Origin of the sequence: Sulfidibacter corallicola (assembly GCF_017498545.1) — a bacterium.
Lineage (GTDB): Bacteria > Acidobacteriota > Holophagae > Acanthopleuribacterales > Acanthopleuribacteraceae > Sulfidibacter > Sulfidibacter corallicola.
Map to the genome: position 1 here is coordinate 11,626,161 of NZ_CP071793.1, position 17,934 is coordinate 11,644,094.

Annotated in this window: 18 protein-coding genes and 2 pseudogenes; 16 read left to right on the forward strand and 4 right to left on the reverse strand. The window is 49.6% G+C overall.

Features of this window, described 5'->3' with window-relative positions:
- Positions 1-620 precede the first annotated feature (620 nt).
- From J3U87_RS34400 to J3U87_RS35490, 14 genes and pseudogenes are all read left to right on the forward strand, one after another.
- Positions 621-1,292 carry a DNA methyltransferase gene (locus J3U87_RS34400; protein WP_237380648.1) on the forward strand — a complete coding sequence of 224 codons (672 nt, stop codon included), beginning with the start codon at positions 621-623 and terminating at the stop codon, positions 1,290-1,292.
- 413 nt (positions 1,293-1,705) lie between these two features.
- Complete coding sequence (locus J3U87_RS34405) at positions 1,706-2,017, forward strand: DUF2958 domain-containing protein (RefSeq protein ID WP_237380649.1); 312 nt, start codon at positions 1,706-1,708, stop codon at positions 2,015-2,017.
- A gap of 242 nt (positions 2,018-2,259) precedes the next feature.
- Positions 2,260-2,652, forward strand: a complete 393-nt coding sequence (locus tag J3U87_RS35475) for a Rad52/Rad22 family DNA repair protein (protein WP_420038243.1) — start codon at positions 2,260-2,262, stop codon at positions 2,650-2,652.
- Between the two features lie 1,081 nt (positions 2,653-3,733).
- Positions 3,734-3,913 (forward strand): hypothetical protein, encoded by a 180-nt coding sequence (locus tag J3U87_RS34410; protein WP_237380651.1) that lies wholly within the window; start codon positions 3,734-3,736, stop codon positions 3,911-3,913.
- 872 nt (positions 3,914-4,785) lie between these two features.
- The gene (locus J3U87_RS34415; RefSeq protein WP_237380653.1) at positions 4,786-5,022 is read left to right on the forward strand and encodes a hypothetical protein; all 237 of its coding nucleotides are present in this window, start codon (positions 4,786-4,788) and stop codon (positions 5,020-5,022) included.
- A 236-nt stretch (positions 5,023-5,258) separates the two neighbouring features.
- Positions 5,259-5,633 (forward strand): hypothetical protein, encoded by a 375-nt coding sequence (locus J3U87_RS34420; protein ID WP_237380655.1) that lies wholly within the window; start codon positions 5,259-5,261, stop codon positions 5,631-5,633.
- Between the two features lie 54 nt (positions 5,634-5,687).
- Positions 5,688-5,948, forward strand: coding sequence for a hypothetical protein (locus J3U87_RS34425; protein WP_237380657.1), 261 nt, complete (start codon positions 5,688-5,690; stop codon positions 5,946-5,948).
- Positions 5,949-6,133: 185 nt separating this feature from the next.
- On the forward strand, positions 6,134-6,790 hold the full coding sequence (locus J3U87_RS34430) for a hypothetical protein (RefSeq protein WP_237380658.1): 657 nt from the start codon (positions 6,134-6,136) through the stop codon (positions 6,788-6,790).
- A gap of 333 nt (positions 6,791-7,123) precedes the next feature.
- Positions 7,124-7,526 (forward strand): annotated as a pseudogene (dcm, locus tag J3U87_RS35480) (DNA (cytosine-5-)-methyltransferase); the annotation flags it as partial.
- Positions 7,527-7,729: 203 nt separating this feature from the next.
- The gene (locus J3U87_RS35485; protein ID WP_420038339.1) at positions 7,730-8,044 is read left to right on the forward strand and encodes a DNA cytosine methyltransferase; all 315 of its coding nucleotides are present in this window, start codon (positions 7,730-7,732) and stop codon (positions 8,042-8,044) included.
- Between the two features lie 615 nt (positions 8,045-8,659).
- Positions 8,660-9,631, forward strand: a complete 972-nt coding sequence (locus tag J3U87_RS34435) for a type IV secretory system conjugative DNA transfer family protein (protein WP_237380660.1) — start codon at positions 8,660-8,662, stop codon at positions 9,629-9,631.
- A 416-nt stretch (positions 9,632-10,047) separates the two neighbouring features.
- Positions 10,048-10,560 carry a hypothetical protein gene (locus tag J3U87_RS34440; RefSeq protein ID WP_237380662.1) on the forward strand — a complete coding sequence of 171 codons (513 nt, stop codon included), beginning with the start codon at positions 10,048-10,050 and terminating at the stop codon, positions 10,558-10,560.
- Between the two features lie 393 nt (positions 10,561-10,953).
- Complete coding sequence (locus tag J3U87_RS34445) at positions 10,954-11,661, forward strand: tyrosine-type recombinase/integrase (protein ID WP_237380664.1); 708 nt, start codon at positions 10,954-10,956, stop codon at positions 11,659-11,661.
- Between the two features lie 15 nt (positions 11,662-11,676).
- Positions 11,677-11,895: pseudogene (locus J3U87_RS35490) on the forward strand (tyrosine-type recombinase/integrase); the annotation flags it as partial.
- A gap of 694 nt (positions 11,896-12,589) precedes the next feature.
- Here the strand turns inward: J3U87_RS35490 and J3U87_RS34450 are convergent.
- Positions 12,590-12,823 carry a tyrosine-type recombinase/integrase gene (locus J3U87_RS34450; protein WP_237380666.1) on the reverse strand — a complete coding sequence of 78 codons (234 nt, stop codon included), beginning with the start codon at positions 12,821-12,823 and terminating at the stop codon, positions 12,590-12,592.
- A gap of 195 nt (positions 12,824-13,018) precedes the next feature.
- Positions 13,019-13,480 (reverse strand): tyrosine-type recombinase/integrase, encoded by a 462-nt coding sequence (locus tag J3U87_RS34455; RefSeq protein ID WP_237380667.1) that lies wholly within the window; start codon positions 13,478-13,480, stop codon positions 13,019-13,021.
- A 485-nt stretch (positions 13,481-13,965) separates the two neighbouring features.
- Between J3U87_RS34455 and J3U87_RS34460 the strand changes: the two genes are divergently transcribed.
- Both J3U87_RS34460 and J3U87_RS34465 read left to right on the forward strand, forming a co-directional pair.
- Entirely contained in the window at positions 13,966-14,493 is a 528-nt protein-coding gene (locus tag J3U87_RS34460) for a hypothetical protein (protein ID WP_237380669.1), read from the forward strand.
- A gap of 63 nt (positions 14,494-14,556) precedes the next feature.
- The gene (locus J3U87_RS34465) at positions 14,557-15,504 is read left to right on the forward strand and encodes a FecR domain-containing protein (RefSeq protein ID WP_237380671.1); all 948 of its coding nucleotides are present in this window, start codon (positions 14,557-14,559) and stop codon (positions 15,502-15,504) included.
- A 954-nt stretch (positions 15,505-16,458) separates the two neighbouring features.
- Here J3U87_RS34465 and J3U87_RS34470 read toward each other — a convergent pair.
- Positions 16,459-17,046 carry an Ig-like domain-containing protein gene (locus J3U87_RS34470; RefSeq protein ID WP_237380673.1) on the reverse strand — a complete coding sequence of 196 codons (588 nt, stop codon included), beginning with the start codon at positions 17,044-17,046 and terminating at the stop codon, positions 16,459-16,461.
- Between the two features lie 512 nt (positions 17,047-17,558).
- Positions 17,559-17,888 carry a hypothetical protein gene (locus J3U87_RS34475; RefSeq protein WP_237380674.1) on the reverse strand — a complete coding sequence of 110 codons (330 nt, stop codon included), beginning with the start codon at positions 17,886-17,888 and terminating at the stop codon, positions 17,559-17,561.
- Positions 17,889-17,934: the final 46 nt, after the last annotated feature.

Below are 17,934 nucleotides of genomic sequence, written 5' to 3' on the forward strand. Positions count from 1 at the left end.
CGCGCATTGCCGCTTCGCTCTCGGTGTTTGGTAAGCGTCTAATTGTGATAATTAGACCTATTATTCTTTACCAACATGCTTATGTTACCATTTTCTGATCAAGTGGAGCATCGACTCTGCTTTGCTTATACTGAAGCGGACTGCTCCTTCACGGCTCGAACGGTTGCCTTTATGGGTCTCCACATACTATCTGACGATTATTGCTTATGGAAGTATGGTAAGGCCAGGTGATTAACGGTAGGCGGAATGTGGACCGGCGTATTGAATCCTTGATATCAAGAATATGCAATCAATACTCGTGATCATGATATGCCCTACTGGCTGACCGATTTTTACCAAAACCGTTGGGAAAAAATTGGCGGACAATGAGACAATCCCCACAAGCGCAACACGTCCGTACATATAGGATATGAGGATGATGCCAGAAGGGTGACGCGACAAGAGCTTCGGTGACTCCAACTACGGTACCCTTGTGCCACTATTTTATCCTCGATGGGAGGAAAGAAAGGCGCCTTATAGACATCTCCTTTCAGGAGATACGAAAAGGCTGGATGGTCGCGATCGATATTCAGGTTCAATAGGAGACCTTCGGGTCTCTTTTAATTTTTCACTTATCAACTATGGCTTACTCTATCAACCAAAATGGGGCAATCTACAATGGAGATTGCATCGAGGTTCTCAAGAAGTTTCCGGATGATTCGATCGACCTTGTGCTTACCGATCCTCCCTACCTGGTCAACTATCGCGATCGAACGGGACGATCCATCGCCAATGATCGTGACAGCGCTTGGGTGAAGCCTGCTTTCAAGGAAGTTGCCCGAGTACTCAAACCGAATCGGTATTGCATCAGCTTTTATGGCTGGAACAAGATTGATGTGTTCTTGCCGATCTGGCGTGCGTGCGGATTCACCCCGGTGGGTCACTTTGTTTTCTCTAAAAAGTACGCTTCCGGCGGCAAGTTCGTACGGTATTGTCACGAATCGGCGTATTTGCTGGCGAAGGGCTCCCCAGCGAAGCCGGAGGAATTGATCTCGGACGTTCAACCGTGGCGCTACACCGGCAACAAGCTGCATCCGACCCAGAAGCCGCTGGAATCGCTCACCCCGCTGATTAGAGCATATTCCCGCCCAGGGCAAGTTGTTCTCGATCCCTTTATGGGTTCGGGAAGTACCGCGCATGCTGCCGCGAAACTGGAACGCCGCTATGTGGGAATCGAGCTTGATGCAGGCTATTTTCAAAAGGCCAAACATCGACTCATGTCAGGGGACCAACAAACAGAAGGGGGCCTTTAGCCCCTTTTTTTGCGATACCGGCAGCGAACTCAACAAATCTAGACGACGGTATGGGTTGACGCCAGACGGGCTCCCCCTTCTTTGGGGGCTCGTTGTCCGAGCCCATCTCTTCCGATCGTATTTGCCCGTCGGAACCTGTGTTTCTCTCTCAATACCCACCAATTGTACCTCGCATCGCTGGTGTCAAGAGGAGTCGGCACAGATCGCTGGAGCGCGTCAGCTGCGGATTCTTAATTGGGTAGCCAGATGATGAACGGTCGTTTTTCCGCAGGACGCGCAAACCAACGCTATTCTGCCTTGGTCCTCTCTGACACTGCGCGCATTGCCGCTTCGCTCTCGGTGTTTGGTGGCTGTCTTGAGAGAGATTCACTCAAGACGTTTTACCTTTTTACTTTTTCGCTATGAAAAAGCTAATGACCAAAAAAATCCTGAAGGATTTCAGGAGATTGGGGCGTCAAGAAGACGTGGACGATCCCATCGTGGTGTGTAGGTTCTTTACTCCGTTTAACCGTTGGAGCTGGTATCCCATTTCATTCGATGAAGAAGCCGAGGTGTTCTTTGGACTTGTGGACGGCATCGAGGTCGAGTGGGGTTCATTTGCACTGGAAGATTTGGAGGCATGCCGCGATCATCGAGAGCTGTTGATCGATCGCGACAAATATTTCAAACAGGCGCCCATTTCTGTGATTCAACGACAGATAAAAGGAAGATGTATGATGCTATAGATAATCTCATTTCAACTATTTTTTATATAATTATTAGTTTTACTATGATATCTAATATTTTTTCCGAACTCCAGAAACCATTCCATTTCGAAGAGATAGAATGGCGAACACAATCGATTGCCAAGAATGGAAGCTGGGCACGCATGGTGCCCTATGTCGCATCTCGCGTGATCATGCATCGCTTGGACCAGGTGTTTTGACCACTCGGATGGTCGACCGCGTTTGCCGAATGCAGCAATGGTTTGCGGTGCCGCCTAACGGCCATAGACCCTACAAATCCGGATCGACACGCGTTTCGGGAAGACGGCGCTCCCTTTACCGAGACTGAACCCCTCAAAGGGGCGTTCTCAAGCGCCCTCAAGCGCGCGGCTGTTCAGTTTGGCGTGGGTCGCTATCTCTACGAACTGGATAGTGTCTTTTTGCGACTTGAGGATCGACACTACGAGACCAGTGCTCACAAGGACAAGATAAAAATAAAATCAATCACTCCTGCCGGACGAACGGCTCTCAAAGATGCGTACCGTCATGGTCTTATGAGGATCAAAGAGACGCACGACTTGAGAAAGAAATATCGCAAGGAGCCTGAAGCTCAAAATGGAAATCAAGCTGACTCATCATCACAACCGGGGGTATAAACCCGCGGTTGATGATGAATATTTACTTTCTTATCAACCAATCATGACCCGATGAACAGTATATCTTATTCTTGATTCACAAATTTTAGAATCAACCGAATTCAATGGAGACATGTCTCCGAGTGGATTTTGATGTATTATGATGGATTTTTTGACCATGGTTACAGACGAAGCCTCACTTCGTCGCAAACTCCTGATCTTCAATAGCTGCCGACATTGCTACCCTAAGGACGAAGTGAGTACGCTTGCGGTACAACCACTGCCCTTGAATCGTTGGATTTACATGACCGAACGAAACTATTGTGTTCGGTATTTCTCCGATTGGACATTCTGGAAAAACGCGTCTGCTCAAGTGAGCACCATCCGAACCATAGATGGTGCTGTGGTTACGATTCCTGCCGGCGGCTGTGCTGTTCTGGATTGCGGCAAGGCTTGCTATAGATTCCTCGCTTCCGGTGGTACCACCGTGATCCAAAATGGTCGTCAGCTCGAGCCTCTTGCTGATCTCCGATGGAGGCAATTTTAGTTCGCCCCTCTTTTGGGGCAATGATTCCAAAATTGCTACTAGGCTTTTTTATACTGGCTAAATTTGTAAACTATGAAACCTACTTTAAACGACTTCTCTGACCGACTCAGGGAGCAAACCTCCCTAGTAAACGATCTGTTGCATATTTGATTTTTTTCATGGGGCGACATTTACAATCTGTGAGGAAATGAATGAAAATCTGTAGAAGAGGAAATTTTTCAATGGCTCGCTTTCGATGAATATGACTCTTGGATTCGGTCCCATCTTGATATGGCCAATATACCCTACTTGTTCAATGATTACGGTATCTGGATCTGAAGAACGTCATCTGGTCAAGATTGGAGGTATGACATTACCCCTGACCTGATCTCAGCTTTTGGTTGGGAACATCTGTACAGGTCCGATGAGCTATAGCAGGTTAAAGTTTCACGATTATTATATAATATAATTTTACACAATATGAACCGATGAACAGCGTATCTTGTCTTGAATTCGCATGTTTTAAAATCAACCATATTCAACGGTAACATGCACCCAGACGGGTATGGATTCACCATGATGGATCTTCTGAACATGGTTTGGGACGAAGCAACATTTCTTGACAAACTGCTTATCTTTAATGCCAGCCGGCATGGCTATCCAAAAAAAGAAGTGTCACGCCTGTTACGATTGCAAATAGAAAGTTTTCCAATTGCCAATATTCCCGAGGGCTACTGCTTTCGAGATTGTTATTGAGATTGGACGTTTTGGAAGAACGCTTCCGGTCACCAAATCATCAAATACACCATTGATCAGGAAATGGTCACTATACCGTCAGGTGGTTGTGTTGCCCTGTGTTTTGGAAAGGCATCACTTTGATTTCTAGCCTCTGGTGGTGCTGCGGTGATCAAGGATGGTCGTCGACTTAAGCCGATCTCGGATTCTCGATGGAGCGGCAATTAGCCAGCCCCTCTTTTGGGGCGCAAGATTGAGATTTTTCTAGGAACTTCATTCTTTCTAGAAAACGTTTCTAGAAAGCCTAGTGTGTGAAATTTTTGGATAGCCGATTCAATCGGGTTGATCATATTCATGAAGCATCTGTCGACTTGACGGGTCGACAGAAGAGTATCTACTTTATAACCCTAAAACGGACAGTATTCAGGTGTCATTTTACCAACCAAGGTGATTTTGTTTTTGTAGGTATGATACCATTTTGGTCTTTGTTATGAGTTGATTTCCTATGCCATCATTCGGGGATATCGAAACGAATATCGCCTGCTCGCATCGTTTCCTTTAGCCCCTGAATGCTATTGATGACCAAGCCTCTTTTGATCGAGTCTATGCACCGATACCTTTCGGAAAGCACTTTGTCCCGCCTCTCTCAGGAGACCGGAGTTTGAACACGAACCATTACCAATATCATTAGCAATCGACGCAACAAAGTTCGTACCCAAACACTCGATACATTGTACCGATTTTTCGGATTGGAGCGTGATCGGTACTTTCAAGAGCGAATGAAGCAGTGGAGCTCACCGACGCAATCGGTATTGTGAACCTTCATTCGCCTCAAACGTACGGCAAAAACCCTTTCGATTTCCCAGCTCTCAAAGCGATTCAGATGCTCCGAGATGACCCTCAAGCGGCTGGAAGCCGGAGATCGCCTTCCATGGGTTCGGGCCGACACCATGCAAGCCATTTTTGACGAACTGGCATTCACAGAAACAGAGCGCGCCATTACTGAAACCCACATCCGAAGTACTCGCCAGTTGGTGACCCTGACGAAAGCCTATGATCGTGTGCTCTCCACGCCTGGCCACTATCTCATGCCAGAGAATGATCGCTGGCTGAATTTGGATAGGATTTAGCTCCCGAGCGTCTTGATCCCTATTGCCGCCCAAAACGACTGCCGTATTGGGTGTTTATTTGCTTGTACCTTTCCGGCGGGATCAAATTCGGCCGGCAAAAGGCTACTCTCGAAACGCCCATGCCTTGACTTGACCGGCCCGGAAATTATGCACTTTCGAGAACACATTTTTTATGTGATTGCAAATGTATTGGCAGATCGGTACACCAGAGGAGCTTACAAATAACCCCGTTTTCTATGACCAAGAATATGTTGTCCTCAACGCCGGATGAATACCACGAAATGGGCCTCGACCATAAGCACGATTCGTCCTCTCAGGCCTTGACCAAGACGCTCTCGGATTCGGTATTGGAGGCGACCAGTCGCCTTGTTCCGGCACCGGAGCAACACCAGAAGTGGATGCCTCCGGCTTTGAGGAGTGCCATTTGCACTCACCTCGATCGGATTTTGGAGGACTTCTCCTACAACGTAAAAACCAATGGTGTTGCCTCATGGAGCGATCTGCACGAGATTGTTTCTTCAACGTACTGGGATGACACGCTGGTAATCGCTCTGTCACTGGAAGATCGCCTGTCGGCAGTAGAGACACACTGCGATGATGATCTGCCATGAGAGGTACCGCTTGCTCACATTCGAGGCACGATTGAATCTTCAGCAGCAAGAACAGTGGCACGACTCGCTCAAGAGCGAGCGCACACCTTCATCAACGAACTGGAAGATTTCGCCGAGGAGCACGATCTCACCATTGATGACCTCACCGACTCCAATTCCTATGAATGGGCACGACACTTTGACGAATCGTATCCAAATGAACACTGCGCTATTTTCCACTACCGAAACATTGAGGGAGAGGCCATTCATGTTGATGTGTACGAGTATCGTTTTGAATCAGCGACGCTGTACTTCGAGAAGGCAATCGATGATTGAGACGTAGGCAACCAAGCGCGTCAATTTGACGCAAGCTAGTTCGCAGCTCTGCAAGTACTCCCGTCTTCCAAGATCAATGCTTCCAGTTACTTTTATCTTCTTTCTCTTTTTCTATGCCCCAACAAGAAGTCCTCTTATCTCCGAAACCCTCTCAATCACTCGATCATCCCTCATCGGAAGTATCGTTGCCCGGCAACCCCGACAGCCGACAGCTTCAAGATGTCGTCGCAAGCCAAGCGGGAACAACCCTTGACCAAGCTTGTGATTGGTACCAACAGTTGCCACTCGGGCTCAAACAGGCGGTCGCCTCACACGTGGAGGTCATCACCGAAGAGGTGTGGTGGAAGTTTGCCAATCAATGCGTCCTCTCATGGGCGAAGCTCAAAGAATCAGTCAGCGACACGTTCGCCAGAGATCGTCTCGTTGAAGACCTGAGTATGTCCGAACAGTTGGATGCCGTCCTCAACTATTTCGACGGCACCATTGGGTCAACCAGTCTCCCTGACCTCCGAAGATACGTGAGAACCCTCGCAACCATGACCGTGGTGCAATTGGCTGAAAGACGGGTTCGGGAATGTCTCAACGAATTGGAAGAAGGTGTCCGTACCCATGACTTCGACCTCGAACACTTTGTTGAGCACAACCCTCATGGGTGGGCTCGACACTATGGAGAAACCCATCTCCGTGATGGGGGCACCATTTACCATTACCGCAATCTCGAAAATGAACGGGTACATGCAGATGTTCTCGAATATGAGATAGCCGGCTCCCTGTTCATCTTCGAGCGTTTCCTTGAGGACGAAGAAGTCAGTGAATACGAACGAACATTTGATGCGTCTTAGGGTCCATCATGTTGCCAGATTTCGAAATGTTTCTCAGACAACCCCGCTCCCGTCATCACTTTATTTCCTGACCCCATTCTTATGACGACATCCATATCCACCGCCCAAATGACCTTATGATCGGTCGCATCATCCAACCGCATGCCCCAATCTGCCACCAGGGATATTGCCAGAACCTGATTGCCGACCTGCTGCTTTCCCGGCAGGACGTTGCCAAACAGAGCCCTCAGTACGCATCAATCCAGGGTTCTCCGATATTTTTCCGCGTTTTCCTGAATCGGCGGCTTTGAGGCCGGGTTCCCCAGTCACTGGCAGTGTGTCGGCCACTCGGAAATCGATCGATTCGCCGCTTCCATCTACCATTACCATTTCGCCCATCACAACCATGGAGACATCACAACACTCGACCTCACGAGCCTGCCTGACTTCGAACTCTTATGCGGCGGGTTTCCCTGTCAAAGCTTTTCAAACTACGGACACCGCAAAGGATTCCGGGATCCGAGAGGACAGGTCTTCTTCCACTTGGCCCGAGTCATTAAGGCCAAAAAGCCTCGATGGCTGCTGCTTGAAAATGTGAAGAGCCTTGTCTTCCATGATCGAGGAAAAACGTTCCAAACGATCTTGGAGACCCTTTTGGCATTGGGGTATTGCGTGGAATGGAAGGTACTCGACAGTCAAGATTTCGAGGTTCCGCAATCCCGTGAGCGAGTCTTCCTGGTCGGGCATCTTGGAAGACCAACCAAACAGTCGGTATTTTTTGACCCCGCAGCGGCGAGACGCTCTCATGCAAGAATTCAAGTCCCGTGATCGTCAGGGTTGAAATTAACGAATGTCACGCGTTCTTGCCAAGCTCTGGATGAAACCCCAAAAGGGCTTTTTGACCGTCGGTCTGATATTGGAGCCACTAATCAGGAAAAGCCCCAAAACCTTGTCATTCCAGTGCGTGCTCCAAAAACCCGAAATTTGTCCTTTAACAGGCGTCGGTTTCGCCAACCAGGCGATCCAATATTTACCCTTACCACCAGTGATCGCAGTGGAGTCTGGTACCGAGATCAAATCCGTGAATTGACCCCTCTCGAGTGGGAGCGCCTACAAGGGTTTCCGGATCACTGGACTCGATTGGGGCAAGATGTTCACGGCCAAGTGGTTCCCGTATCGAATACTCGCCGGTACAAAGCCCTCGGTAACGCCGTTACGGTGCCGGTCATCCGGTGGCTAGCTTCCCGCCTGAAATGGGTGATGGAAAATGAATAACGAAGGCCGGTTTCTAATCCTGTCGCATGCGAAGGCAGCCCTGCACGATGTCCTTGCAAACCTGAATCGGTTGATGGGGAAACAACCAAACACCGAAAAGGGTTGTATCGCGGAAGACGCCGTCCTGAAGGTCTGAATCGCATTCGTCGATTCTTTGGATGGTACAACCGATGGTAGGCCCTACCGAATGCTCGATGGAAGGTATCTCCTCAACTTCGACACCGAAGACCAGCGTTTGTCGAAGATGTTCACAAAAGGCAATCGATGAAGGGCAACTCTCCAACACAGTGTCTCCTATTTTCTAACGCAATTATCGTGCAGCGAAAGCAAAGCCCTTCCGGGGCAATACCGCACGCCAACCTCTCCAGACTTGATCGTTTCGGTCACCTGGGAGATGTCTTGGCGCGAAAGTGGTTCGGCCGCCTGGTGCCGGCGAAAGAGCGAACCAAACACACCTACCTCGTCGGCGAATCGTGAGCCGGAAAATCCGAACTCCTCAAATACCTCATTCTCGAGCGCCTGGTCGACCGTCAATCGTCTCTGGTGCTCATTGATCCGCATGGGGACCTGGCGAGAGAAGTGACTCGCCATCGCCGGGTTGGTGGCCGAGATGATGTGATCATCCTCGACCCGACACTGACGGAGTCCATCCAGGGGAGTAATGATCGCCATACCGATTTGCATTTTTGCATCAACCCCTTCAACCTTCCCGGCCTCGCCGCCGATACCGCCGATGTCTATGCTCAGCTGCTTGCCCACGCGTTTACAGCAATGCTCGGCGACGGCAATCAGTCGCTCTCACTCCAAATGACGACCTTGCTCCATCCATGCCTTCGTGTGCTGGTGGAGCGCCCGGGATCGACCCTGTTCGATCTCCAGCGGTTCATGCTCAATCACACCAACGAGGACCTCGTTGAATGGGGAAGCCAAAAGGGTCCCAAAGCGCATCGTCGGTTCTTCCGGGAACTCTTTTGCGCAGACGGCTATGCTGCGACCCGTCATTCGGTCGCCACCAAATGCCAACACCTCCTGAACTCGGAATGGTGTACGCGTTTGTTGGCTTCCGGCAAAAGCACGATCAACCTCTTTGACGCGCTCAATTCCGGAAAAAAGATCGTCGTCAACCTCGCGAAGGGCAAAGTAGGTGGTCAAACCGGTCAGGCTTTGGGGCGATTCCTTGTCGCCATGATCGCCGGCGCGGCATTTTCCCGTCACCGACAACCCCGATCCGCTCGTGTGCCCATCCACCTCTTCATCGACGAATGCCACACCGTGATTTCTGAGGACCTGCAAACGATCCTCACCGAAACACGCAAATTCGGGCTGCATTTGACGCTGGCCCAGCAATTCGTGGGACAGGGCATGGACCGCCACCTTCGGGAGGCAGTACTCACCAACTCCGGCGTAAAGGTCCTGGACGGCCGAGCGCGCACCAACCGAGCCAGTCTAAGTACCCACTTCCAACTTCCTCCTGACGAGTTTCCCGATTTGCTCCCCGGTAGTTTCCTGGCGCATGTCGGGGGTCGCAATGTCCGAATCACCTTGCCTCGGCGTTCGCTCGGCCATCGCCAATCGGTGTCGCAGTGACGGTGGGAGCAGGTCGTGACCGAACAGCTTGAGCGTCACTATCGGGCGCCGGACAAAGACAGTGAAGGAGGGTTCCGGTCGAGCTTTCCCGAAGGACAGCGATCCTGGTCACACCGAAGGAAAGTCAGAGGTCGAAGCCCAAAACGTCGACGTCCTAAATCGCTTCCGGAAAAACGGTGGCTGGCTCGGCTGCCGCCTGCACCGCGGTACCTCAAGCGTTCAGGTCAGGACCAATCACCATCCGTAAACGACCCATTTAGCCAGTAATCTTTCCGTTTATGAACACACTCAGTCATACGCAACCGACTTCGGTTGCCGCCAAACCTCAATCTCAACGATCGAAGAGACCAGTCTCCGCCGACCGAAAACACCTCACGCCTCTTCAAACGCAGATACTTGAGAAACTAGCAGTCTTCATGTATTTGACCAACACGCAGTTCCAACGACTGGGCGTGTCTCGCAGCGCTCGCAGTCTTAACGCATTGCTGAATGATCTTGAGCGACGCAAGCTCATTCGAGCCATACGCTTTGACGGAGTTCCCCGACGAGAAACCTTCTACTGTCTCGCAGAAAGGGGCGCATCCTGGCTTGAAGTCGAAATGGGGAACGAGGTCAAGCTCTCTCTTTATCCAAAAAGCACTCGAGGATTCGATCGTGACTTCTTCCATCGCAAACTCACAGTGGACTTCCATATCGCACTTGTGAAATGGATTCGGAAGAAAAATGACCCTTTGGGACAAGAGCAAGGTCATCGCAGCCGACACCAGCCCCTCTCGTTGCCTGTGTTTGATCGGTACTTCGACGTGACGGGCGCTAATCGTACCCATGACCCCATCCGGTCACGACTGGCCGCTAAAACCCGTGTCCTCATCGATCGCAAACGCAAGGTCATTCCGGATGTCAATTTCGTGATGGCCGATCGCCGATGACCACGCAATGAAGTCCTCCACCTCTTCACGCTTGAAGTGGCGAGAGGACGTGACGCTGGTCGCAACCTCGACCAGATCGTCAGACACATGGAGTTGATGAGCCTCGGACACCTCCCGGAGAAGTACGGACTTCACCAATCGTATCGGGTGTTGTACTTGTTTGAAGAGGTGGGACTCGCGAAAACCGTCATGCACCGGTTTGTGGAAATGGTGCCAAAGGTGTGGCGTGATTACTTCCTGTTTGGAATGGCTTCGGAGGTGTTGAGTGACCCGGTGGGAAGCTGGTACACGGGGGATGGGAGAAAGGTGGGGTTGTTGGACGATCATATTTCCTAACTGTTTGATTGTATGAATGTTTGCAACTGATCGAGTCTTGGGCTTGCTGATTTGTTTGTGCAGTTTCTTGCCGATTTGGAGTTTGAGGGGGCGAAACCGGCGACGTTGGCGATGCACCGAGGGAACTTCCGGCAGTTTCAGCATTTCGGAATGACCGATTTAGCTGATTTTCACAAACGCAATATCAAACGCTTTTTGATGGAGCGGAGAACGGCGGGCAATCGGACGAACACCATTCGAAACCACTTGAAGACCTTCCGCCGATTTGGAAGGTGGCTGGAGTGTGAGCAGTTTGTGACGGAGAGTCCCTCCCGAGATGTGCCCTACCCTCGACAAGAGCGAACACCACCGGTCATCCCGACTCTTGAGGAGTTCGTCGAGATCAAGGCTGCGGCGAAGACTGTCTCTTCCAACACTTGGCTTGCTAGACGGTTCGTCTACTTGATCGACTTTTTGGCATTGACGGGGGCCCGGATCACGTCGGCACGACAAGTGCGACTTAGAGACATTGACTGGGGACGAGGGATCATGAAGCTCGATGACCCCAAGAACAACACGTATTACTATTTCCCGATTGATGGAAGACTGGAAAGTCTGTTGCAGAGATTGCTGGCGTTTCGTCGTGAGTATGCCCGAGTCTATTTGAAGCTGGGGGCATTTGAAGAGTCCGAAGATGATTTTTTGTTATTCGGGAAACATCCGAGCATTGCCCTGGGAGACAAAACCATTCGACGGCAATTTGGGCAACTTTCTCAAAAGCTGTGACGACGAGTCCATCCGCACATGCTCCGGAAGTACTTCGCCCAGCAGTGCTACCTTGCCGGACTCAATCAGTACGAGATTCAAGGACTCCTCAATCACTCGGATGTCAAGATGATTCAGGCGTACACCCAGCACGATCAAGGACACTTACGAGCCTCGCTTGATCGGGCGTTTGGGAGTCACCGAGGTGGTCGAATGGCAAGAGGTGGCTTTGGTGCAGGAGCCGTAGCAGATTGAAACAGATCGAGGGGCTGGCAGGGGCGTTAGTAGTTGATCTCTCGGTGCTACTGTGCCTTGCACGTTTAACTTGAAGAGTTTCATGGATCGTGCGACTATATACGACGTCGTATTAAAGAATGGAGGTTGCTGCAACAACCCCCATCCGGTTTGAAGTCACAGGTTTTATTTCAAATAATGACCGCTTCCCGATTGGGAGTGGTCATTTTTCGTTTCTACTCCTGATTTGAGCGGCTTGAATGGTGCTTTGGGATGTGAGCGCGCTTGCTCCTATGTAGCCGCACGCCATAATCAAGCTGCCGATCACTGTTGCAGTGATTGCCGGTGGCACACTGAAGTCGAGGAATATCTCCACCGAAATCACCTCCGTTAGTGGATTATGCGCCTTTTTAGGCAGCCAGAACGGAAGTCACCTAGCCTGTCCGCCCTGACCTTCTTGCGAAACATGAGGCACATTATATCGGAAAGTTTAGACATAGTAAAATCGGGAGACAATCAAGGTTAAACACATCGCTAAGCAGTTTGTATCAAGTCAGCAAAAAGAAATGGTTGCGTTATTTGCATGCAAGAAAAATCAACGACACTCAGGACGGGTTTCTATGCAAAAAACGAGGAACTAACAAGAAAATGTTGTGCTCTTTCAATTCGGCGAAATGTCACGATGCACACCTGCTTGGTCAGACCGGGAACGGAGCTAGTAGTCAAGCACGTCAACGGTCTGCCGGAGGTCTTCGGGGATGAGCTTGGCGTACATCTCGGTGACCTTGGTGGAGCTGTGACGCAGGAGCTTGGAAATCAGATTGATGTCAACGCCTCTGCGAAGCAATGAGGTAGCGTTGGAATGACGAAGAGAGTGATACCCTTTGAAGTGGGGATAGATGGTTTCTTTGATGAATTTGGTCAGCAAATGATAGCGTACATCGCTCAAAGGATTTCACCAACGAGACACAATGAGATAGTAGGAGTCCAATCACATTTTGTCCTTTACGCGAAGGTATTGTTCCAAGTCAAAGGCAACTCGCGAGGAAAATGGCAGAAGCGAAATCCCCTTGTTTTTCTGTCTGGTAATGCGAATGAGCTTCTTTTGAAAATCAATTTCTTCGAGTTTAAGCCTTTTGATTTCTCAAAGGCGCAAACCAAGGCCATATGCGAGTGAGTAAATCGCGATCGCGCGGGTTTTCTCAAAGTCGGAATAGAAAAGAGTACACCGACGCAGGTTTCCAAAGAATTCTTGTACTTCACTTTCCATCATGAACTTGATCCGAGGCTCGTCCTTGCCGGGAAACTCCAAATCAAGGAATGGATTTATCTCAATCACTTTTCGTTTCTTGAGCCAGTTGAAAAAGGCTTTGAGGCTGCGTGCTTTTGTGCGAATAGATTCCGTTCGATTGCCGTGCTCGTTAAGGTGATAAATAAAATCCTGGGCATCCGCTGGAGTTACGGATCGAACGTCGGTTATCTGTATGGTAGTAATGAATCGATTGATACACTCTTTGTGCCAGACGAGTGTCGCTTTGACGCTTTTTTTAAACGTCCTGTGATACTCCAAATATTGGACTAAGTATCCGGAAATATTGTTTTCCATAGAAAAAAGGTTACGACCACCTGCCTTCAGGCTTGTAGTCGTAACCCTTTTTTGAATCGTCGGTTCTTGGCTTATTGGTGGGCCAGGCGGGATTCGAACCCACGACCACCGGCTTAAAAGGCAGACTGTCGCGGAAAATCATTGATTTTGGCTTCACAAAGCCAAAGATTGAAAACAGGGTATGACCACTAGCCTTTAGGCGTTGTGGGCAGAAATAAGTATCGAAACATTACTCATTTTGATATGATTTTCAACCTTATCTTTAAGAAAATCCCACTTTTAATACTAGTTTCGATTAGGTTTGGTTCGCCGCCCTGCTCCGACACCACTTATTGCCTTTAAGGAGCCAAGGACAGTGTTAGTTGAGGGCGATTCCTTTTTCCCTCTGTTTGACTCATTTGGCTTCAGGAATAAAATAATTGCCAAATATCCATAAAACGGATGCCATGAGGAAGCAAGCAAAGTGATTCTCGCTGGTGGAAGTGTTGATCGTCATCATTGTATTGGCCGTTCTCTCAGCACTCGTGATTACCGCTCTTGGGAATTATCAGGCGACACAGCTCAACTCCCGTAGAGTTGCCGACCTCGATCATCTCATTACCGTCGTCAACAGCCACTATGAGATTAACGACACGATTCCCGACCCAGACGGAAACACACGCAAGTTTGACCATAATGGAAATTACACCCACTCCTACACGGATGCGCTCGGTATCAGCGGATACGTCGGGTCGTCCACATTTCCCAAGACCTTCTTGGCGATGCCAATATTTGATCCGTATACAAAACATTTATACGCTTACGGAAAACAATATGGAGAAAAACCACACTTCGATTTCGGCACCATCATCAACCGGCAAGGTGAATATATATCGTATATTACCGGGAACTTTTCGGGTGAATTACTCACCTCACTTATTAAAGATTTCAACAGTCCACATTTTGTTGATGATGGCAGTCCCGATTTTCTCCCCTACGACCCCTACGATCGCCGGGTTACGGGGAGATTTTGACCGATTGACGGTATCGTTTACCTAAACGATCAGGAGCTGGGCGACCCGTCCAGTGTGGTGCTCGTGCAAGGCGACAAGGTCACCGTTCTCATCGAAGGCCGCGCCATCATTTACCTATCTGATGGCTCCGAACTGACGTTGGGCAATGACTACTCGGACACCGAGGTCGATTTCGAACTGCTCAAGGCCTCCGATAAGGGCGGGATCACCGATGTAATACTCAAGCTCGCGGTTGGCGAGGTGTGGGTCAAGGCTCCGGAGTACGCAGACGGGAGCAACTTTCGCATCAAGACCGATTCGGCCTCAGCGGCCGTCAGGGGCACTGTCTTCGGGCTGCGTGCGACTTATGGCGCAGAGGAGGAGGCGTACACCGACATCTACTTACAGGCCGGTGCCTTGCAAATTGCCACCGATGAAGGAACTCCGATTGCGCCAAATCAGGCCAATACACAAAATGGAGTACAGATCGAACTCGATGAAAACGGAAACAGCCTTATCCGAGTCGATGAGGGTGCCGACCCAATTATCTTAGAGATCGACGACAATAACCCAAGCAACCCAATACCAGATGTTTCGGGTGACCTCATGGATGAAGATCAACAAGAACACATGCACCGACAGCTTTCTCAAGGTCTTCGTTTCAACAGTGGAACCAAGCCAATCTTAACAAGCCTTGCTCGTCCGGACTTTAATACACTGGTAGTCGAGGGGGAAAACTTGGGGGCTACCACACTCGAAATTATTCCTCGATTGCATGGGCTGCTTACCCTTGACGCGAACATCTTAGAAGCCTATGGCATCAACCCGGCGGCGCATCAAAACGATATTGTCAGTATTGCGATTGACCCGAATAAATTGCGCTATACAATTACGACCAACATCTTTGCCGATACGCTTTTGCCACTCCTGCAAAGTGATGATTTTCCATATGCTATTACGGCCTATTACCGCCTGTGTAACTACGATGTTTCCGCTGAATGTAGTGGGAAAATTTCAATCTCTTTACCATGAGTCGGCGAACGCTACGACCACGTCCGTCATACACTGCGAGAAACCCTATTACCCAATATGGGGGTCGGGGCTTGCTGGTCACCGGGTGATGAACACTTTTTAACCTTCGGCTGTATTAGTAAGTATGCTGTCTGGCACGCACCATTTGATGACCCCGGAGACGTGTATTTGTACGATCGAGAGGGAACGGCCACGGCTGTTGAAGCCCCGGGCATTGCCGAGTATGACCAGGCAGGAATTGCGCAGGGAGCACCGAACACCTGCGTACCGACAATTGCCGCAACCACCGTGGAGGCATGACCGTTTGCAAATCAGACTTGTCAGCCATTTACTCCCGAAAGCATTGCTCGACTTCATGAGCGCAATTTTTCGTTTGATGTGGATACTTCTTTTCTGATAACGCCAACCGGACAACGTGGTATTTTCATCGACAATGACAACGAGGCAGAACAAGACGGACTCTACTACCAAATCGACAGCGACACACTCGGCGATGAGTATGGCTTTGAGATCGCCGTGCGCGGTTCAGCACTGAAACGCGATACCACGCACTATTTGTGGGATCAGGGAGAGAGGAATAAGGGGTTAGTGTCTCAAGATTTTACTACGAAAACAAATTTAATACGATTCGTCTCAATTCAGAATATTAGCAATGATTTTTATTGATGTGATAACGCCACCTTTAACGCCACTTCGTGTGATCTAGTCGCTCCAACCGAAAGATTGATTGATCACGAAATATATTACATCACTTATTATGTAAACTCTTTTGGTCAAGTTACCGGATGACTAGAGTGACCTAATATTGAGGAAAGTATACAATTTCGCATCCTCAACACCGTGAATGAAGATGGTTTTGCAATCGGTTCTCGGCATCAAAACGGACAGTTTGACTATCAGTGGAACGACATGATAAACAGGCTGTCTGTACTAAGAAATTAATTCCTAGAATGGTCAGGCGACATTGTTTAAGATTATTTGATATCGCGGACTTGTAGCACCTTCCGAATCCTCTATACTATATTCAAAGCTCACATCTCCAGCAATAAGCTCGGTGACTTCTGCAGTAAACTCTGTGCCATTCCATGTCACCGTCCCCCATGTTGGGTTTTCTTCGGTCTTAAGAATAAGCGCTGAATCAGGGTCTTCAGCGTCCGAAACAAATTCTGACATATCTTTCGTAACAATCGTCGCACCACCACCATTAAACGTGGCATCGGCTCCGACAGGAGGTGTGTTGTTTTCGTTGGGCACGGTATGAGTAAAACGCGCCGGAAAGTTGTCGATGCCTCCGTCGCCAACCACGCCATCGAAAATGACCACCTCCAGTGTGTCGCCCTCTGTAAGCATCAACCCTACGAGGATTTCAAACGCATTGCCACTGGGAAACTGGACATTGACCGGTAGTGGGTTTTCGGTATCGCCATTGAGGGTTGCCACGACCCGGGCATTGGTTGGGTCAATCGTAAGGGTATTATCAAAAACACCGGTAATGAATGGTTTTCCATTTATATTGGTATCAAATGGGTCAAAATGTGCCACGGGCGCATTTTCATTGATGGCCTGGGAAAGGTCGAGACTATTGGTATACCCATCATTGTTTAAGTCCGGTCATCCTCCGTGGGTATGTTCGTTTGTAGACCAATAGTCTATTATTTCGCCGGGGGTGGGGAGATCGCCGATCTTTGTTCCGGAGGCAGTGGCGATGGGAGCGACGGTTAAGACAGCCGCACCGACCAGGTTTTTGACACCGTTAATGAGCTGGTGTGTGCGCGACCTGTGGGGCGGTGTTGGGACATGACCGGTGGATTCGAGGGTATTGTTTGACATACGGCATTGATTAACTGTAAAGATGGCTTTATATGGATTTCCGCCTGATTGTCAAGCATTGCCGCAAAGACAAGCCGCTACAGGCATAGTCGGCCATTGTACTTTCCGGATGCGATCAAACAAGAACCCACGACCAAAAAGACCACCGGGCACGTTTGGCGGTCTTTTTGAAGCTGATTTGTCTGGGGAAATGGTGTCGGTGGAGAGGGTCGGCGACTGAATACCTATGATCCGGATCCAACTGAAAACACAAAGTTAATAACCGCATTCACGATAGGGTACGCGGTAATCATACCGATAAATCCGAGTATTGACCACAGAATCACCCTTCGAGCTTGTTTCGTTCTTTCTTCATCTCCACCGTAAACCACAAAAATCATGCCACAAAACACAATGTTTCCAATGGAGAGTATAGCGCCGAGCGTGATGAGGTTGTTGACGACCTTGGTCAGGCGGGCTCGAAGGGAGGTTTCGCCGACACTGGTCAGGCTGTAGTCTTCGATCTCTCTTCCGATCGAGCCTTCCGGCCTGCACCCTTCAAGCAATTCCTTCACGCTTCTCTCCGCGCTGAACTCACAGTCTTCGGATGCCTGCGAGATA

What these genes read in the sequence shown, in the direction of transcription:
- J3U87_RS34400 (WP_237380648.1), top strand. Translation starts at nt 621, where the DNA reads ATGGCTTACTCTATCAACCAAAATGGGGCAATCTACAATGGAGATTGC.
- J3U87_RS34405 (WP_237380649.1), top strand. Translation starts at nt 1,706, where the DNA reads ATGACCAAAAAAATCCTGAAGGATTTCAGGAGATTGGGGCGTCAAGAA.
- J3U87_RS34410 (WP_237380651.1), top strand. Translation starts at nt 3,734, where the DNA reads ATGATGGATCTTCTGAACATGGTTTGGGACGAAGCAACATTTCTTGAC.
- J3U87_RS34415 (WP_237380653.1), top strand. Translation starts at nt 4,786, where the DNA reads ATGACCCTCAAGCGGCTGGAAGCCGGAGATCGCCTTCCATGGGTTCGG.
- J3U87_RS34420 (WP_237380655.1), top strand. Translation starts at nt 5,259, where the DNA reads ATGACCAAGAATATGTTGTCCTCAACGCCGGATGAATACCACGAAATG.
- J3U87_RS34440 (WP_237380662.1), top strand. Translation starts at nt 10,048, where the DNA reads ATGTATTTGACCAACACGCAGTTCCAACGACTGGGCGTGTCTCGCAGC.
- J3U87_RS34455 (WP_237380667.1), bottom strand. Translation starts at nt 13,480, where the DNA reads ATGGAAAACAATATTTCCGGATACTTAGTCCAATATTTGGAGTATCAC.